Annotated in this window: 8 protein-coding genes; all 8 read left to right on the top strand. The window is 41.3% G+C overall.

The annotated features are described in order from the left end of the window. Nucleotides 1-150 precede the first annotated feature (150 nt). Nucleotides 151-1,164, top strand: coding sequence for a fimbrillin family protein (locus tag BXY_RS15475; protein ID WP_177159833.1), 1,014 nt, complete (start codon nucleotides 151-153; stop codon nucleotides 1,162-1,164). Between the two features lie 54 nt (nucleotides 1,165-1,218). Then, nucleotides 1,219-2,844 carry a fimbrillin family protein gene (locus BXY_RS15480; protein ID WP_015532400.1) on the top strand — a complete coding sequence of 542 codons (1,626 nt, stop codon included), beginning with the start codon at nucleotides 1,219-1,221 and terminating at the stop codon, nucleotides 2,842-2,844. A 60-nt stretch (nucleotides 2,845-2,904) separates the two neighbouring features. After that, nucleotides 2,905-6,084, top strand: a complete 3,180-nt coding sequence (locus BXY_RS15485) for a SusC/RagA family TonB-linked outer membrane protein (protein ID WP_015532401.1) — start codon at nucleotides 2,905-2,907, stop codon at nucleotides 6,082-6,084. A gap of 21 nt (nucleotides 6,085-6,105) precedes the next feature. After that, a complete protein-coding gene (locus tag BXY_RS15490; protein WP_015532402.1) occupies nucleotides 6,106-8,118 on the top strand; it encodes a RagB/SusD family nutrient uptake outer membrane protein in 2,013 nt (670 codons plus the stop codon). 47 nt (nucleotides 8,119-8,165) lie between these two features. After that, nucleotides 8,166-11,216 carry a SusC/RagA family TonB-linked outer membrane protein gene (locus tag BXY_RS15495; RefSeq protein WP_015532403.1) on the top strand — a complete coding sequence of 1,017 codons (3,051 nt, stop codon included), beginning with the start codon at nucleotides 8,166-8,168 and terminating at the stop codon, nucleotides 11,214-11,216. A 21-nt stretch (nucleotides 11,217-11,237) separates the two neighbouring features. Further along, nucleotides 11,238-12,959: a RagB/SusD family nutrient uptake outer membrane protein gene (locus tag BXY_RS15500; RefSeq protein WP_015532404.1), complete on the top strand. Its 1,722-nt coding sequence runs from the start codon at nucleotides 11,238-11,240 to the stop codon at nucleotides 12,957-12,959. A gap of 77 nt (nucleotides 12,960-13,036) precedes the next feature. After that, a complete protein-coding gene (locus BXY_RS15505; RefSeq protein ID WP_015532405.1) occupies nucleotides 13,037-15,172 on the top strand; it encodes a rhamnogalacturonan lyase family protein in 2,136 nt (711 codons plus the stop codon). A gap of 171 nt (nucleotides 15,173-15,343) precedes the next feature. Beyond that, the gene (locus BXY_RS15510) at nucleotides 15,344-18,742 is read left to right on the top strand and encodes an exo-rhamnogalacturonan lyase family protein (protein ID WP_015532406.1); all 3,399 of its coding nucleotides are present in this window, start codon (nucleotides 15,344-15,346) and stop codon (nucleotides 18,740-18,742) included. Nucleotides 18,743-18,788: the final 46 nt, after the last annotated feature.

Consider the following 18,788-nt stretch of genomic DNA (forward strand, 5'->3'; position numbering starts at 1 on the left):
AACAGATGTACCTAATAGATATGGAAAACAATAAAAAAAATGCTTCATTTATTTCAATTGCTGCTTGGAAAAGAATGCAGCCATTGTCTTTTTTACTTTACGACGATTTTACTAATCAACAAAAATATGTTTAACTTTAAAAAACATGGTATGAAAAAAAACTATGTCACAACTGCTGTTGCCTTACTACTTTTAGCAGGATGTAGCAACGATATTAAAGAAACTGATATTCAGTTTACCGGTGATACGGGAGCGAAAGTTTCTTTTAGTGCAGTAATAAACAATCATGAGGCAAGCAATCTTGTTACAAGAGCTACGGAAACAAACTGGGAGGCAGAAGACTCGGTAGGAATCACTTGTGGTACGGAACAAGTGAATATTCATTACAAATACAAGGGCAATGGTCTTTTTGCAGCAAAAGGAAGAAATGCAGAAGAAATTTGGGTATTAGGTTCCGGAGAGTATGATGTAGTGGCATACGCTCCATTTTCTGGTACATCAGGTGAAGAACAACCTGTATTGGAAGTGACTACAGCCAGTGACAATCAAGCTACAGCAGAAGAACGTGCGAAGATAGATTTTCTTTTTGCTAAAGGGAAGGCTACATCACAAACCCCGAACGTGACATTAGCATTCAATCATGTGATGAGTCGTATTAGATTGGAGTTTCAAGCTGGCGAAGGTGTGGACTTAGCAGATATAACTTGCTATCTTATTGGGCTTAAGAATAATGGTACATTTAATCCTAAAACAGGGGAGACAACAGTCAGTGAAGACCCTGTTACGGACGAAGATGATATATATTGGGATAAAATAGGAGAGCAGGATAATTATACAGTACAAGCTATTTTACTGCCACAGAAGGTGCAAGGCAAAGTAACTATCCAAGCTAGAATGAACGGTTATCTTTATGAAGCCGAGTTTGCTAACTTGACAGAACTGAAATCAGGATTTTCTTATAATTATATCATCAAGACAAATAAATACGAGGACAATAATTATGTGTTGACAATCACAGAACAAACGCAAATAATAGGATGGGAGGATGAAAACCACGATCCTATAACATCCGACCCGAGTATAGCTGAAACTGGAACAGAGATAACCAATCCTAGTTGGAATATTACAGAAGAAACCGTAACTCCACAGCCTGTTGTGAAGTGATCTGTTTACCAATCTAATATAGATAAAAATGCTAAAAATATAAACATGAGATTTATGAAAATATATAATTATATATCAATGCTTTTTCTGGCTGGCGCAGCCGTAGTTGCGTCTTGCTCGCAAAATGAAGAACTGACCGGAGAAACCCCGGATTCTTTGCAGGGATTTCAGATTAGTGTGTCTGATGAAGGATTTATGGACGAAAGTGGTAAGACACGTGCTACAGAGAATGGATATACTACCCGATTTTCTAACGGAGATGCTATCGGTATATTTGCGGTAAGAGGAGAAACGGTGGTAGAGGATATCAAGAATCGGAAATTCACACTGACAGATGGCTATTGGGAATTGACTGATGGAGGGGATCCTATTGAATACAAAGGTTCACAATTTCAGCGGATGACTTTTTATGCGTACTATCCGTATAATGCGAATGTGACTTTTGATCCTACTAAGGTAGATCCTTTTGAAACGTATGTTAACAATTGGAAAATTGGCGATGAACAAAATGAAGGAAATTATACACAATATGATTTGATGACCAGTACGGGTAGTGTTCAGGGGGATCGTTTGAAAGGGCAGATCGCTTTTACTATGCAACATCGGATGGCTCTTGCGGTAGTAAAGATGCCTAATTTGACCTATAGCTTTACAAATGGCGGTATAGATGATTATCTGTTACCTTTGGCTGCCGGTTCGTTTACAGTGAACAATACTCAAGCAACTCCTTATTATCAGGAAAGTACAAATACATACCGTTTTTTGGTTAATCCGAATAAGGAATTCTCCATAAAGGGGACTTATGTAGGAGTAAGTGAAATGGAATATGAAGCTAAAGGTACCTTGGAAGGAGGAACAGCGAAGATGTATACCATCGAAGATAAGAGTAAGATTAACCATACTTTGCAGGTAGGGGATTATTTTTGTGCGGACGGAAAAATAGTTTCTGTAGATGCGGAGGCGGTGCCGGAGAATGTGATTGGTATTGTTTGTTATGTGGGTAATTCACAGCCCAGTGTAACACATCCCGAACTTTATTCTGCTGAGATTGATGCTTTGCGTCGTGACTTCCCCGCTTGTACGCATGGGATAGTATTATCTACAAAGAACTCATTGGTAAAAGATGATGAACAAAACGATATTGCCTTGCAAATGTTTCATTCTAGTAAGGCTGGTTATTACTCAGATTGGTTTAATTCAGATGAAGATTGGAAGGATAAGTTTGTAGGTTGTAACACCGAGAGGGATGTTAACAAAAATGATGCATCAAAGGTTTTTCCCGCATTGATGGGGTATAATAACACAAAAATACTTACTATGTGTTACGAAGGAATGGGTAGTACATCTACTTGTGATTATGTTTATGACTATATCATGGCTTATCGTAAAGCAGAAGCCGTTCCTTCTGGTGTAACTCCTTGGTATCTACCTTCTGTGATGTGCTGGGATCAGGTTGCCAAGAATATGAGTGGTATTAATAGTAGTCTTCAGAAAGTAAATGGTGATAAGATGGTTACTTCTGATCTACCTGTAAATAACAAGGCTGCTGGGCACTATTGGAGTAGTACACAGCGTTCTGCAGTCAATCAATGGACACATAGCATGGGAAATGGAAGCTTTCACGTCACTTGTGAACGTGCTTCATGCGCCGGCTATTTCCGTATGATGCTCGCATTCTAAAATAAACATGACGGTATATAAAGTCCGTCAACTATACTTATATCATGAACATATACATATATGAATAAGAAAAACTTTATAAAGGGGACAACCTTACCTGTCGCTCTGTTTTTCACTATAGCAACTTTTGCACCTGCATGGGGATTGCAAACAGCTTCGGCAGCCATCGAAGTTGTACAGCAGCAAAGTACTATAAAAGGAACAGTAGTAGATAGCCAAGGCGAACCGATAATTGGAGCAAGTGTACTTGCGGAAGGAACATCTAACGGTACAATTACCGACATTGACGGTGTATTTAGAATAAATGTACGTCCCGGTACTAAACTGAAAGTATCTTTTATAGGTTATACTGATAAAACAGTTGTAGCAAAAAATGATATGAAAATCATCCTGGTAGAGGATGTGACTGCTCTTGAAGAGGTGGAGATTGTAGCTTATGGCACGCAGAAGAAAGTGACTATGACAGGAGCTATCGCCAGTGTGAAGGGAGAAGAATTGACCCGTGTATCTGTAGGTTCGGTTTCCAATGTATTAGGAGGGCAGATGACAGGTTTGACTACCGTACAATATTCCGGTGAGCCGGGAGCGGATGCCGCTGAAATTTTTATTCGTGGTAAAGCTACTTGGGAAAATTCTTCACCGTTAATTCAGGTAGACGGTGTGGATCGTGAAAGTATGAGTGATATCGACCCGAATGAAATTGAATCCATTTCTATCTTGAAAGATGCTTCGGCAACAGCCGTATTTGGTATTCGTGGAGCAAACGGGGTCATTTTGATTACAACTAAACGAGGAAAGGAAGGAAAGGCGAAAATTTCGTTTACTACTTCTGCTTCTGTATTGATGCCTACAAAAATGGTAGAACAGGCAAGTTCCTATGACTATGCCCGTTTTCATAATCAAATGATGTCCGGTGATGGCAAATCTGCCTTATTTAGTGATGGAGTGATTCAAAAATTTGCAGATGGTTCCGATCCTATTCGTTTCCCAAATATACAATGGGCTGACTATATTATGAAAAGCTCTACGCTTCAGAGCCAGCATAATCTGAACATCTCGGGAGGAACAGATAAAGTACGTTATTTCATCTCTGCAGGTGCTTATACGCAAGGAGGACTTTTTAGTGAGTTTGATCTTCCTTATAATTTAAGCTATCAGTACCGTCGGTTTAACTATCGTACAAACTTGGATATGGATGTCACTAAAACGACTACTTTGTCATTCAATATTAGTGGTAATGTGAATAATTCAGATCAACCGCGTACGAGTCAGGGATCTTCCGGATTGATTAAAAATATGTATTATGCTACTCCTTTCTCCAGTCCGGGAATCATAGACGGAAAATTAGTAAATTCGAGCGATGAGACTTATTCGGACGGGCTGAAATTACCATTTACAGGAGGTACAGGTATGGGATATTATGGAAATGGATTCAGCCAGACCAGTAACAATTCGCTGAATGTGGATGTGATTTTAGACCAAAAAATGGACTTCTTGACTAAGGGACTTTCTTTTAAAGTGAAGGGATCTTATAACAGCTCATTTACAGTTAATAAAGTCGGTTCTGGTGGGTCTGTAGCTACATACACCCCTGTATTGATGGATGACGGTAGTATTGCTTATCGTAAGTTTGGAGAGAATACGGATGTGAAGTATTCGTATACTACAGGTAAAGCGCGTAATTGGTATATGGAAGCTAGCTTTAATTATAATCGTACTTTTGGTGATCATACAGTAACAGCTTTATTCTTATATAATCAACAGAAAGAATATTATCCGAAAGTATATTCGGACATTCCTCATGGATATGTCGGATTAGTCGGACGTGTCACTTATGATTGGAAGAGTCGCTATATGGCAGAGTTTAATGTGGGTTATAACGGTTCGGAAAACTTTGCGTCCGATTTGCGCTTTTCTTATTTCCCGGCTGGTTCTATAGGTTGGGTGATGAGTGAAGAGAAGTTTTTCCGTCCTTTGAAGTCGGTAGTTAGCTTTTTGAAATTACGTGCCAGTGTCGGTTTAGTAGGTAACGATAATATTGGGGGATCGCGATTTATGTATATGGCTGATCCATATAATGTCGGTTTAGGTGATTTGGCGAATCGTGTAACAGCAAGTGGAGGAGCGACTAACGCTTGGGGATATGGATTCGGTACAGATAATGGTACTGTTAGTCTAGGGGCACGTGAGGTAGCTAAGAATAATGCTGCTGTGACATGGGAAAAAGCTCTGAAACGGAACTATGGTGTTGATATTAACTTCCTTGATGACCGTCTGAAAACAACCTTTGAATATTATAAAGAACGTCGTAATGACATCCTTTTGCGTGATGGTACAGCTCCGGGAATGTTAGGGTTCATTACTCCCTATTCAAATTTAGGAAGTGTAGACAGTTGGGGCTGGGAACTTTCTTTAAAATGGAACGATAAGATTGGCGATAATTTCCGTTATTGGGCGGGTATTAACCTTTCTTATAATCAGAATGAGATTTTTGAAAAGAAGGAAGCCCCGCAGAATAATTTATATCAATATCAGAAGGGACACCGTATTGGTTCGCGTAGTCAATATGTTTTCTGGCGCTTCTATGATGAGGATACACCTGCGCTATATGAGCAGACATTTAATCGTCCGTTCCCCACTCACGAGAGTATTCTTCAAAATGGAGATGCAGTATATGTAGACTTGAATGGTGACCGTAAGATTGATGCAAATGATGCAAGTTATGACTATGGCTTTACAGACGATCCTGAATATATGCTAGGTATTAATTTAGGATTCAGTTGGAAGAATCTGGAAATAAGTACTCAATGGACAGGGGCCTGGAATGTAAGTCGTATGATTTCGGATGTATTTCGTCAACCGTTTTATTCATCTTCCAATAGTGAGCAGGGAGGATTGTTGGCATACCATTTAGACCATACATGGACACCGGAAAATCCGTCACAATCTTCGGAGTATCCGAGGGCTACCATTGAAAATTCAACGAACAACTATGCTACTTCTACTTTGTATGAGAAGGATGCAAAATATTTGCGCTTAAAGACCCTTCAGGTAGCATACAATTTTCATTTCCCATTGATGAAGAAACTTGGACTGAATACATGTCAGTTGGCCTTTGCGGGATATAATCTGTGGACTATAACTCCTTATTTGTGGGGTGATCCGGAAGCAAGAGCTACTAATGCACCTTCTTATCCATTGTCCAAGACTTATACGTTGAGCTTGAAATTAGGATTCTAAAATTGATAAAGGAAAGATACAATGAAATTACAAAATAAATGGTTTATCGGTGCGATGATGGGAGCGGTAATTAGTCTGGTTTCCACTTCATGTGTGGACGAAATTAAATTCGGAAACTCTTTTCTAGATAAGGCACCGGGCGGAAATGCAACTATTGATACAGTATTCAATAGCGCTGAATATACGCGCCAATTTTTGAATACCTGTTATAGTAGGCAGTATTATGGATTACCTTATAATACAGACAGTAATGGTAATATTCCAGATTCTTCCAGCCCTTATTTAGGAAAGAAAGATGCACTAACAGATTGCTGGTCACTTTATTTTAGCGATGCTGGTGTGTATAAACAGTATTATATGGGAATTCACAATGCTAATTATGGTAGAAACGAGGATATTTTCCCATATACACGGGAAATGGTATGGGAAGTAGTGCGTTGGTGTTGGTTGTTAATGGAAAATATAGATAGAGTGCCGGGTATGGATAATGCTGAAAAAACTCAGTTGGTGGCAGAAGCTAAATGCTTGATTGCAGCACGCTATTTTGATATGTTCCGTCATTATGGAGGTCTTCCATTGTTATATGCGTCATTCACCGGTACGGAGTCAGGTTATGAAATACCCCGTGCTACGGTAGAGGAGACTGTTAATTACATGATAAAGATGTTGGATGATGCTATCAATTCTGGTGGATTGGTGTGGGCTTATGCTGATGCCGATCTTGCCAGCAAGGCCGGACACTGGACAAAGGCCGGTGCGATGGCATTGAAATGCAAAATCTGGCAATTTGCCGCTTCTCCGTTGTTTAACGATGTCAACGGATATGCAGGAGGAAACTCAGAGGCTGAACAGCAACGTCTGGTATGGTACGGCGGCTATCATGCGGAACTTTGGGATAACTGTTTGAAGGCTTGTGAAGCATTCTTTAAAGAGCTGGAGAGTCAAGGCGGGTATAGCCTGAATAAGGCTTCGGAAGAAACACCGGAACAGTATCGTCAGGCATATCGTATGGGGTATATTCGTCAGAACAGCAAGGAAGTCTTACATTCTGTTCGCACGAATATGTCGGACGCTTTCAACTCAAGTTCTTATATGTGGCATTCTTGGGCTGTTCCGTCACTTTGCCGTACTGAATATCCGCCTACACAGGAATATGTGGAGATGTTCCCATGGGCCGACGGCACTCCGTTTGACTGGAAAAAGGCGGAAACAGAAGGTAAGTTGGATGAAATGTTCTTGACCGGAACATTTAAAAATGGAGAACAACTATTGTCGGAAATCGTATTAACTCGTGACCCTCGTCTGTATGAGCATTGCATGGTGAATGGACTACCGAAGATGTTAGACTGGAGTGCCGGAACGATGTCCGGTTTACCTTATGAATTGTGGGTCGGAGGATACGATGAAGGACAAAATGCGGCACTTGAATCTGGTAACTATGCGACCGGTTATAAAAATATGAAATATTATTTGGGAACTGAGTACCAACGTCAGTATACGCACTGGGTTTATCTTCGCTTGTCTGATATTTATTTGACTTATGCGGAGGCTTTGCTTCAAGCTAAGAACGATCACCGGGGGGCTATTAACCAAATGAATATAGTACGTGCCCGCGTGGGATTGAAGAAAGATTTGGCGGAGTGTGTTACAGATAAGAATTTACTTTCTGACAAAGCTGCCTTATTGGAAGAATTGCTGTGTGAACGTGTTCGGGAATTGGGGCTTGAAGATAGCCGTTACTTTGATCTTGTCCGTTACAAACGTGCCGATCGTTTCGAGAAACGTCTGCATGGATTACTTGCCTATCGTTTGGATGATACCGGTAATCGCATGACAGGTAATACAAAATGGAATGAAGGAGATAAGAACAAAGGAGCATTGCAACCTACTCGATTTGAATATGAAAGGTTTGAATTATCTAAACCGGTTCGTCGTTGGTGGACATACGGATTTGATTCCAAATGGTATCTTTCTCCATTCCCGCAAACGGAAATTAACAAAGGGTATGGATTGATTCAGAATCCGGGTTGGTAATGTGAGACAACGAAACAGATTAAAACAATACTTGAATATTGATTTATATGAGAAAAAATAAGATTCTGATACTGGCTTTACTAGTTTGTTTGAGCATTCCGGTCAGAGCGCAGAATACAGACAACAACATTATAGGTATTGTTGTTGATAAATCGGGAAACCCAGTCTATGGAGCGTCCGTTAATGTGGAAGGTGGCGCAGTGGAGACCCGGGTTGAAACTGATAAAGATGGTAAATTTGAGATTGCGGTCGAGAAGGGACAACGCTTGAGTGTCTTTTCTGTCGACAAAGGCTCTACCACAGTTGTGGTAAAGGCTGATGGTCCGATGACTATTGTGATGGGATATGCAGCTCAGACTATTGATGTGGGAGCTAACCGGACATTCAATCGTCATGAATCAACAGCAGCTGTTTCTACCACCTATAATGAAGAGTTTAATAAGCGGTCTTCCCGGAATATATCCAATTCTTTATATGGATATGGATTGGGCCTTACTACTTTGCAGAATGCAGCTAGTACAGGTTTAATGGCAGATCCTACCTTTTATGTACGTGGTTTGCAGAGCTTGTCAAGTAGTACACCGCTTGTGCTGGTTGACGGTTTGGAACGAGACATGAGCTTGGTGAGTCCGGAAGAAGTAGAATCCGTTTCCATCCTGAAAGATGCTGCGGCTGTGGCATTGTACGGATACAAAGGAGTGAACGGTGCGATCTTGATTACGACGAAGCGTGGTAAGTACAAAACAAAAGAGATAACGTTTACGTATGATCACATCATTAACACTCAGTCTCGACGTCCGGAATTTGTAGATGCGGCTACGTATGCTTCTGCAGTGAATGAAGCGCGTGGATATGAAGGTTTGGGAGCTCGATATACTCCGGAAGAAGTCGACGCTTTCCGTAATGGAGTAGGCAGTGGAGGAGCTTCCCGTATGTACCCTTATCTCTATCCTAATGTGAACTGGATTGATGAAACCTTTAAAGACAGAGGAGTTTCTAATAAATACACGATTGAATTCCGTGGAGGAGGAACAAAGTTCCGCTACTATACTATGGCGAATTTATTAACAGACAAAGGGTTTATCAAGACCCCGAATGCAAATGACGGATATTCTACACAGAATATGTATTCACGTGCTAATTTGCGTACAAATCTGGATATTGATTTAACGGGCACTACCAAATTGAAGTTAAATCTTCTCGGAACATTATCCGAATCTCGGATTCCGGGGGCTTCGGTTAACTTATGGGATATGATTTATTCGATTCCTTCTGCAGCTTTTCCGGTTCGTACGGAAGATGGCAGTTGGGGAGGAAGTACCACTTGGGCGGGCACGTCGAATCCTGTCGCACAATCGCAGGGAGCTGCTTATTCTAAAGGACACTCTCGCAGTTTGTTTGCCGACCTTACCTTATCACAAGATTTGTCTGGTTTGCTGAAAGGATTGGGAGCTAACTTTCGTTTAGCTTATGATAACTATTCCAATATTTTAGAAGACCATAGCAAAACTTATACGTATGCCGGTTATGCAACAAGCTGGACAACTAACGGGCCGTTTTATACTGCCATTTCAGGTGGCGAATCCAGTGAAATGGGTTCGGGTGCGGGTATTGACAATTGGGCGCGTCAATTTAATTTTGCAGGTAGTGTAGATTATAATCGTTCATTCCAAAAGTGGGATGTGTATTCTCAATTGAAATGGGATTATGAATATCGTGATTCATACGGTCTGAACACTACTATTTATCGGCAAAATGTTTCTTGGTATAATCATGTAGGTTTCTCTAATCGCTATTATTTGGATCTGGCATTGGTTGGTTCGGCTTCCAGTTTATTGGCACCGGGACATAAATGGGCTTTTTCTCCTACCATTTCTGCTGCTTGGGTACTTTCGGAAGAAAAATGGTTGAAAGATGTGTCTTGGGTGAACTTCTTGAAATTGCGCGCTTCGTTTGGAGTGATCAATGTTGATTATCTGCCTAAAGACGGAAGTACTACCGTATATGACTATTGGGACCAGATTTATACGACTACCGGTACGCAATATAAGTTTAACAGTAGTTACGACTCTGAATTCGGAAGTACTATTATCGGTCGCTTGGCAACTGCTAATTCGACACATGAGAAAGCGTATAAATATAATGTTGGTGTTGATGCTATGTTGTTCAATGGATTGAATGTGACGGCAGAAGGCTATTATCAACGGAGAAAAGATATTTGGGTTTCTTCCGAGGGTAAATATACCGATGTACTGGGAGTTGATGCTCCGTTCGAGAATGCCGGAATCGTTGATAGCTATGGTATGGAACTAGGACTTAACTATACGAAAAGGTTAGGAGATGTAGTGTTTAATCTTGGCGGTAATTTTGCTTGGAATAAGAATGAAATTAAGGAACAACTGGAAGAACCGCGTTTGTATAAGAATCTTGTGCAAACAGGAAATCGGTTGGGCCAAGTATATGGAATGGTAGCTGAAGGTTTCTTCAAAGATAAAGAAGATATAGCAAACAGCCTTACACAAAACTTTACTACGGTAGTGCCGGGAGACATAAAATATAAAGATGTGAATGGAGACGGAATCATTGATGCTAATGACAAAACTGCTATTGGTTATAGTACGACAGCCCCGGAAATTTATTATTCTTTCCATTTGGGAGCCGAATGGAAAGGGATTGGGGTAGATGTAATGTTTCAGGGAACAGGTAACTATTCTGCTTTATTGAATACGAAGAGTATGTTTTGGCCATTGATAAATAATACGACACTTTCTACTCATTATTATGAGAATCGTTGGACACCGGAAAATCAAAATGCCAAATATCCTCGTTTGAGTTCACAGAGTAATGCCAATAACTATCAGGCTAATACGGTTTGGTTGGCAGACCGGTCATTCTTGAAGTTGCGTAATGCGGAGGTGTATTACAGATTCCCGAAAGAATTGATGAAGAAGACTAAGATATTGGGGAGTGCCAAGTTATATGTTAGAGGAACAGACTTGTTCTGTTCAGATCACATTGATGTGGCAGATCCGGAATGTTATGGTGTAGCGACTCCGCTGAATAAGAGTGTAGTAGTCGGTGTTACGATTGGTTTTTAATCATAAAAACAAAGCGAAAGAATGAAACTGAAAAACATTATCTACGGAATGATGTGTGTAGTCACACTCGGTTCCTGCTCAGATAAGATGGAATATCATGAGTACAATAACTATGATGAGGATTTTGTGAAGCTCAACTTCGGTAATGTGGGAGGGCTGATAACAAATATCTATTTGTCCATGGATGTGGACTTTGGAAACTATAGCGGGGCAATTCTTGGTTCTGCTACTGATGAGGCTGAATATGCTTATTCGGGAAATCAGATTGAAGACTTTTACAATGGTTCTTGGAGTCCGTCAAATGCTAAAAGTAGTATGTGGACGTCCTGTTATGAAGGGATAGCCAATTGTAATTTATATCTGGAGAAGTTTACCGGACTGACATTTCCCGAGTTGGCTTTGAACAGTGATTATGCACAACAAATGTTCCGTTATACCAATTACCAGTATGAGGTGCGTTTCCTTCGTGCATATTTCTACTTTAACTTGGTACGGCAATATGGAGATGTGCCGTTTAGCGACCATATATTAACAGCCGAAGAATCGAATACATTGTCGCGCAGGCCGGCACAGGAGATTTTTGATTATATCATAGCCGAATGTGATGATATAAAGGATAAGATTATTGTCGATTACAGTAAACTGGGAGATATGGCATTGCCTAGTAGTCCGGCGGAAACAGGACGTGCCAACCGTAAAACGGTATTGGCCTTGAAAGCTCGTGCTGCGTTGTATGCGGCAAGTCCTTTGTTTAACCCGACTGATAATAAAGAGCTGTGGTATCGTGCAGCTAAAGCCAATAAGGAAATTTTAGATGACAGTAATGGATTTGCTGAAAAGGCAAAACTCTTAGTGGAGGATTATTCATCACTTTGGAGTAAGGATAATTACAATGACGCTACTAGTGAATTGATTTTTCTCCGTCGTGCCACTACTACCACTAATTCTTTTGAGGGATATAACTTCCCGGTAGGGTTGGAAAATTGTAAAGGTGGAAACTGTCCCACACAGACACTGGTGGATGCGTATGAGATGAAGGATACAGGGTTGCGCCCGGACGAGTTGGATAACTACGATCCTACTAATCCTTATTATACCAACCGCGACCCTCGTTTCTATCTGACTATTGCCAAGAATGGAGACGAAAAATGGCCTAACTGGAATACTGTTCCTCTGCAAACCTATCAGGGCGGATTAAATGCGGAACCTTTGAGTGGCGGAACTCCGACAGGTTATTATCTGAAGAAGTATTGTCAGACGGCAGTAGATTTGCGTGCCGGTACAGCTTCAAAGACCTATCATTCATGGATTACGTTCCGTTTTGGAGAGTTCTATTTGAATTATGCGGAAGCTGTATATAAGTATCTGGGTAGTCCGTATGCAACGGACAGTGAATTTACAACTTCGGCTGTAGATGCTATCAAAGTAGTCCGTACACGTGCCGGAATGCCCGGATTCCCTCAAGGGATGACCAATGATGCTTTCTGGAAGAAATATCAGAATGAACGTATGGTAGAATTGGCTTTTGAAGGACATCGTTTTTGGGATGTACGTCGTTGGAAGGAGGGGGACAAACATTTCAAGAACATTGTTGAAATGAAAATTACGAAAAATGGGGATGATATTTATACGTATGAGCGTAAGGTAAAAGAAAGAAGTTGGGATGATAAGATGTATTTCTTCCCGATTCCTCAGAGTGAAAAATCGAAAAATCCTAATTTGGAGCAGAATCCGGGTTGGTAACTTAACCGGAATACTGATGAATAGAAATAGGATATTCTTGCATAGAACGGATGTTTATAGAATAAAAAACGAAAGAAATGAAGATACATTATATAATATTGGGGCTGTTTTATTTGCTGGCTATAGTTGCTTGCTCAGATAATGACCCCGTCGTTGAAGTGAACAATGGCAATCAAACAGAAGAATTGCCTCCTCTGCCGACCGAAGTCATAACGGGTAGCCGCGCCATGTGGGTGAGTTATGATCCTATTTCGGCTTCTGATCCCAATAACGCATCAGGGATTGCATCCGCATTGATTAGCTGGAGATTATTGAAGACCGATCCGTCTAATGTTGCTTTTGATATTTATAAATCAGTAGACGGTGAGACGGAAGTGAAATTGAATGAAGAACCTATTTCAAATACGACTTCCTGGGTGGATGCAGATATTGATGTATCAAAAACGAATGTATATCGGGTTACTCTTGCTAATCAGGCTGAAACGCTTTGCGATTATACATTTACTTCTGAAATGGCAGAAAAGTTTTATCATGAAATTAGATTAAACATGAATGTACCCGATGCATCGATTACATATTCTCCTGATGATATTCAGCTAGGTGACTTGGACGGTGACGGTGAATTAGAGATTGTGGTGAAGAGAGAACCATACGACGGAGCGAATATGGGAGTTTGGTTTAATGGTACTACTCTGTTGGAAGCATATAAAATGGACGGGACTTTCTTGTGGAGGATTGATTTGGGAATTAACATCCGTTCCGGATCACATTATACTTCTTATATCTTGTATGATTTTGATGGTGACGGTTTGTGTGAAATTGCTTTCCGTACTTCCGAAGGTACAAAGTTTGCCGATGGCAAGATTATCACTGACGCAAATGGGAAAGTGAATGATTATCGTAATCGTCAAACAGATGGTAAAGGTTGGTACTCCGGAGCGGCTATTGCGAGAGATCAGAATGACCCGTCTACAGCTACTACTTGCGGTTTGATAATGGAGGGTCCCGAATATATCTCTATTTGCAGGGGATATGACGGACGTGAAATAACTCGTATAGATAATATTCCACGTGGAGGAGAAGGATCGAAAGTATCACGTGCCAAGTATTGGAGTGAATATTGGGGAGATGATTTTGGCAATCGTATGGATCGCTTCTTTATCGGTGTTGCTTATTTGGATGGTATTCCTGATGAAACAACCGGAGCGCGAGTGGCTAATCCTAGTTTGATAATCAGTAGAGGTATTTATAAGAATTGGCAGGTTTGGGCACTTGACTTAAAAGGTAATGAATTGGTTCCACGTTGGAAGTTTGATACAGCAGATCATTCGTCTAAATGGTTAGGGATGTGTTCACACTGTTTCCGTGTTGCTGATTTGGACGGTGATGGAAGGGATGAGATTTTGTATGGTTCGGCAGCTATTGACGATAATGGAAGCGAGTTATGGTGTAGTGGAAATGGGCATGGAGATATATTGCATGTCGGAAAATTCATAAAAGACCGTTCCGGATTGCAGATTGTTGCTTCTTTTGAAGAGTCAAAAGATTATGAAGGTCAGGGAAATGGATATGCCTGTCAGGTGATGAATGCAAGAGATGGTAGTATGATTACCGGTCATGGACGAAATTTACCGGCAGATGCAAGTGATGTTGGGCGTTGTATAGTAGCGGATGTTGATCCGGATAGTCCGGATTTTGAATATTGGTCTTCTACACAAGAAGGTATGTTTAGTTGTAATGGTACCGGATTGGTTTCTACTACATATCCTACTGGAATTGGTAGCGGAGTGATGTATAATGTGGCTATTTATTGGAGTGGTCAATCTACTAGGGAAATGTTAGACCGCGGTTGTATTGTGAGCTATAAAGCGAACCCTGATGTAAACAAGTCAAATAAGAATCGTCTGATATCTTTTGACCTTTATGGTAGTAATCAGGGAAATCATGCCTCAAAATATAATCCTTGTTATTATGGTGATTTTTTGGGTGATTACCGTGAAGAGGTTATTTTAGGCTCAAGTGATTATAAATCAATCTATATATTCTCAACGAATCATCCTACTACACACCGTCTGCCACACTTGATGACCGACCATAACTATGACATGTCTCAGGCTATGCAGAACATGGGATATAATCAGGGAACTAACCTGGGTTATTATGTAGGCGCCGAAACTTTGAAGTCATCCGAAACGGAAGAACCGAAAGAATAAGAAAAATCTTATTCTATTTAGTATAAGTTTATAAGGAAAGAACAATCCGGTTACAGTGTCGGGTTGTTCTTTTTTTCATAGTTGAACGAATCGCCATATATATGGATAATATTCTATTTCTTAATTGATCGGCTCTCCCTACCTTTGTAAGGTGAGATAGCAAATATACATATGAAAAAACTCTTTATCCTTTTGTTCCTCTTCATCACTTTAGGAACAAACGCACAAAACAATAAAGTTTCCGGCCTCAACGCCCGCCAGTTTCATAAATATTGGAAGGTAGAGTCGGAATCTCCGGATTATAAAGTGACATTTCAGGGTGATACCGCTGAAATACTGTCTCCTAAAGGCCTTACTTTATGGAGGAAAGAAAAGATGAGCGGGCGGGTAACCATTGAATATGATGCATGTGTAGTTGTAGAAAAAGAAGGAGACCGTTTGAGTGACCTGAATTGCTTTTGGATGGCTTCGGATCCCAAATATCCTGATAATATATGGAAACGTGAGAAGTGGCGTAGCGGAATCTTTCTGAATTGTTATTCTTTGCAACTCTATTACATGGGATATGGTGGAAATTATAACTCTACTACACGCTTCCGTCGTTATGACGGCAATGAAGCAGGAATCACAGATCCCAAAGTACGTCCTGCCATATTGAAAGAATATACAGATACCGAACATTTGCTAAAAGCGAATCACTGGTATCACATTAAGATAACAAATGAAAATAATAGGGTTAGTTATTACATAGACGGCAAGAGACTGGTGGACTTCCGCGATGCCGAACCTCTGACAGAAGGATGGTTCGGCTTTCGCACCACCTTATCCCGTACCCGCATTACAAACTTCCACTATGAATGTTTACCACCCCAAACGTCTACTGTTCCTTTACATTGGATCGGCAATACTCCTGAACAAGACAAAGCTGTAAGCTTCGGAGTTCCTTTTGATGAAGGCTACCTATTTCCTGAAACTTCATTGCGACTAAAAACAGATAGAAATCAAGAGATTCCGGTAGATACTTGGCCATTGGCTTACTGGCCGGATGGTTCCGTGAAATGGAGCGGAGTTGCCGGAGTCATTCCTGCCGGAACGGAAAGACTGACATTAGAAAAAGCCCCCCGGAAAGTAAAAACTATCAATAAACAGCCTAATGCTTCTATTGCAATCACTGAAACGCCTGAAAATATTCAGATTGAAACAGGGGTAATTTCCGTATTTATTCCCCGACGCGGAGATTTCCTGATTGATAGCCTATTATATAAAGGAACTAAAGTAGGAGAGAAAGCGCGTCTGATTTGTAATACTCAAAGCGAGCCGATTCAAGAAAATACATCTCAAATATCTTTTACTCGTTACATAGGAGAAATAAAATCAGTAACCATAGAACGTCTGGGCTCTGTACGGGCACTTGTAAAGTTGGAAGGGATACATCAGAACAGGAATAAGAAGATTGATACGAATCACTCTGAAAGGGAAGGGAACTATGCGAATAACTCTGATATGAACAAACGGAATAACCGTGAGTGGCTTCCTTTTGTGGTACGTCTCTACTTTTATGGTGGCAGTGAACAGATCAAAATGGTACATAGCTTCGTCTATGACGGAGATCAGAAGAAAGATTTCATTCGTAGTTTGGGTATCCGTTTCGATGTTCCTATGCGTGAAGCTCTGTATAATCGTCATATTGCTTTCTCGTGTGCAGATGGAGGAGTGTGGAGCGAGCCGGTACAACCATTGGTAGGGCGTCGCATACTCACTTTAAATAAGACAGATAATAAGAAAAACAGTAATGAAAAGAAAGATGCACAACAGAAGTCAACAGATGAATCCTCCCTGCAACAACAGCAAATGGAAGGCAAACGTATTCCGCCTTATGAATCTTTCGATGAAAAGAACCGCTCTCTGCTCGATAACTGGGCTTCATGGAATGATTACCGTCTGTCTCAACTCACTGCCGATGCTTTCTCCATTCGTAAACGTGCCAATAACGATAATCCCTGGATAGGAACCTTTTCCGGCACACGTAGCGATGGATATATTTTTGTCGGAGATATTACCGGAGGATTAGGACTTTGTATGCATGACTTTTGGCAGTCTTATCCCTCTTCTATTGAAATTTCAGACGCACGAACCCCGGTAGCTACCCTTACCGCCTGGTTGTGGAGTCCGGAGTCCGAGCCTATGGATTTACGGCATTATGATCGTATAGCTCATGACCTGAATGCCAGCTATGAAGATGTCCAAGAAGGTATGAGCACGCCATACGGCATTGCCCGTACAACTACGTTGACACTGATCCCACAAAGTGGCTATGCCGGAAAAAAGGCTTTTGCTGATTATGCCAAACAATTTTCTAGCCCTAGTCTGTTAATGCCAACCCCGAATTATCTTCATGCCCGCCAGGCTTTCGGGATATGGAGTCTCCCCGACCGTACTACTCCATTCCGTACTCGTGTAGAAGCCCGCTTGGATGCTTACATTGACTTCTATCAGAAAGCAATCGAACAAAACAAGTGGTACGGTTTCTGGAATTATGGTGATGTGATGCACGCTTATGACCCTGTTCGTCATACCTGGCGTTACGATGTCGGAGGATTTGCCTGGGACAATACGGAACTGGCTTCTAATATGTGGCTATGGTATAATTTCCTGCGTACCGGGCGTATTGATATTTGGCGTATGGCAGAAGCTATGACGCGTCATACAGGCGAAGTGGATGTCTATCATATCGGTCCCAATGCCGGATTAGGCAGTCGGCATAATGTAAGTCATTGGGGATGCGGAGCTAAAGAAGCGCGAATCAGCCAGGCCGCCTGGAACCGTTTCTACTATTACCTTACTACAGACGAACGTTGCGGTGATTTAATGACTGAAGTGAAGGATGCCGACCACAAACTCTATGACTTGGACCCTATGCGCCTGGCCCAACCTCGCAGTGAATATCCTTGTACCGCTCCCGCCCGTTTGCGTATCGGTCCCGACTGGCTGGCTTATGCCGGTAATTGGATGACAGAATGGGAGCGCACAGGTAACACTGCTTATCGTGATAAAATAATAGCAGGAATGAAAAGCATTGCCGTCCTGCCTAACCGCCTCTTTACCGGCCCCAAAGCTCTAGGATTTGATCCGTCAACAGGGATCATCACAACCGAATGTGACCCCAAACTGGAAACAACCAACCATTTAATGACGATCATGGGCGGATTTGAGATAGCCAATGAAATGATGCGTATGATTGATATACCCGAATGGAAAGACGCCTGGCTTGACCATGCTGCACGTTACAAGAAGAAAGCATGGGAGCTTAGCCATAGCCGTTTTCGTGTTTCCCGCCTGATGGCTTACGCAGCTTATCACTTGCGTAATACCCAAATGGCTGAAGAAGCCTGGAAAGATTTGTTTACCCGGTTGGAACATACACCTGCACCGCCTTTCCGCATCACTACCATACTTCCGCCGGAAGTACCGTCTCTATTAGATGAATGTACGAGCATCAGCACGAATGATGCTGCTCTTTGGAGTCTGGATGCTATTTATATGCAGGAAGTTATTCCAATAGATAACTGAACGAGTGTAAAGTAGCACTAGTTGCTTCCCAATCTATTAATAGCAA

Source organism: Bacteroides xylanisolvens XB1A (genome assembly GCF_000210075.1).
Lineage (GTDB): Bacteria > Bacteroidota > Bacteroidia > Bacteroidales > Bacteroidaceae > Bacteroides > Bacteroides xylanisolvens.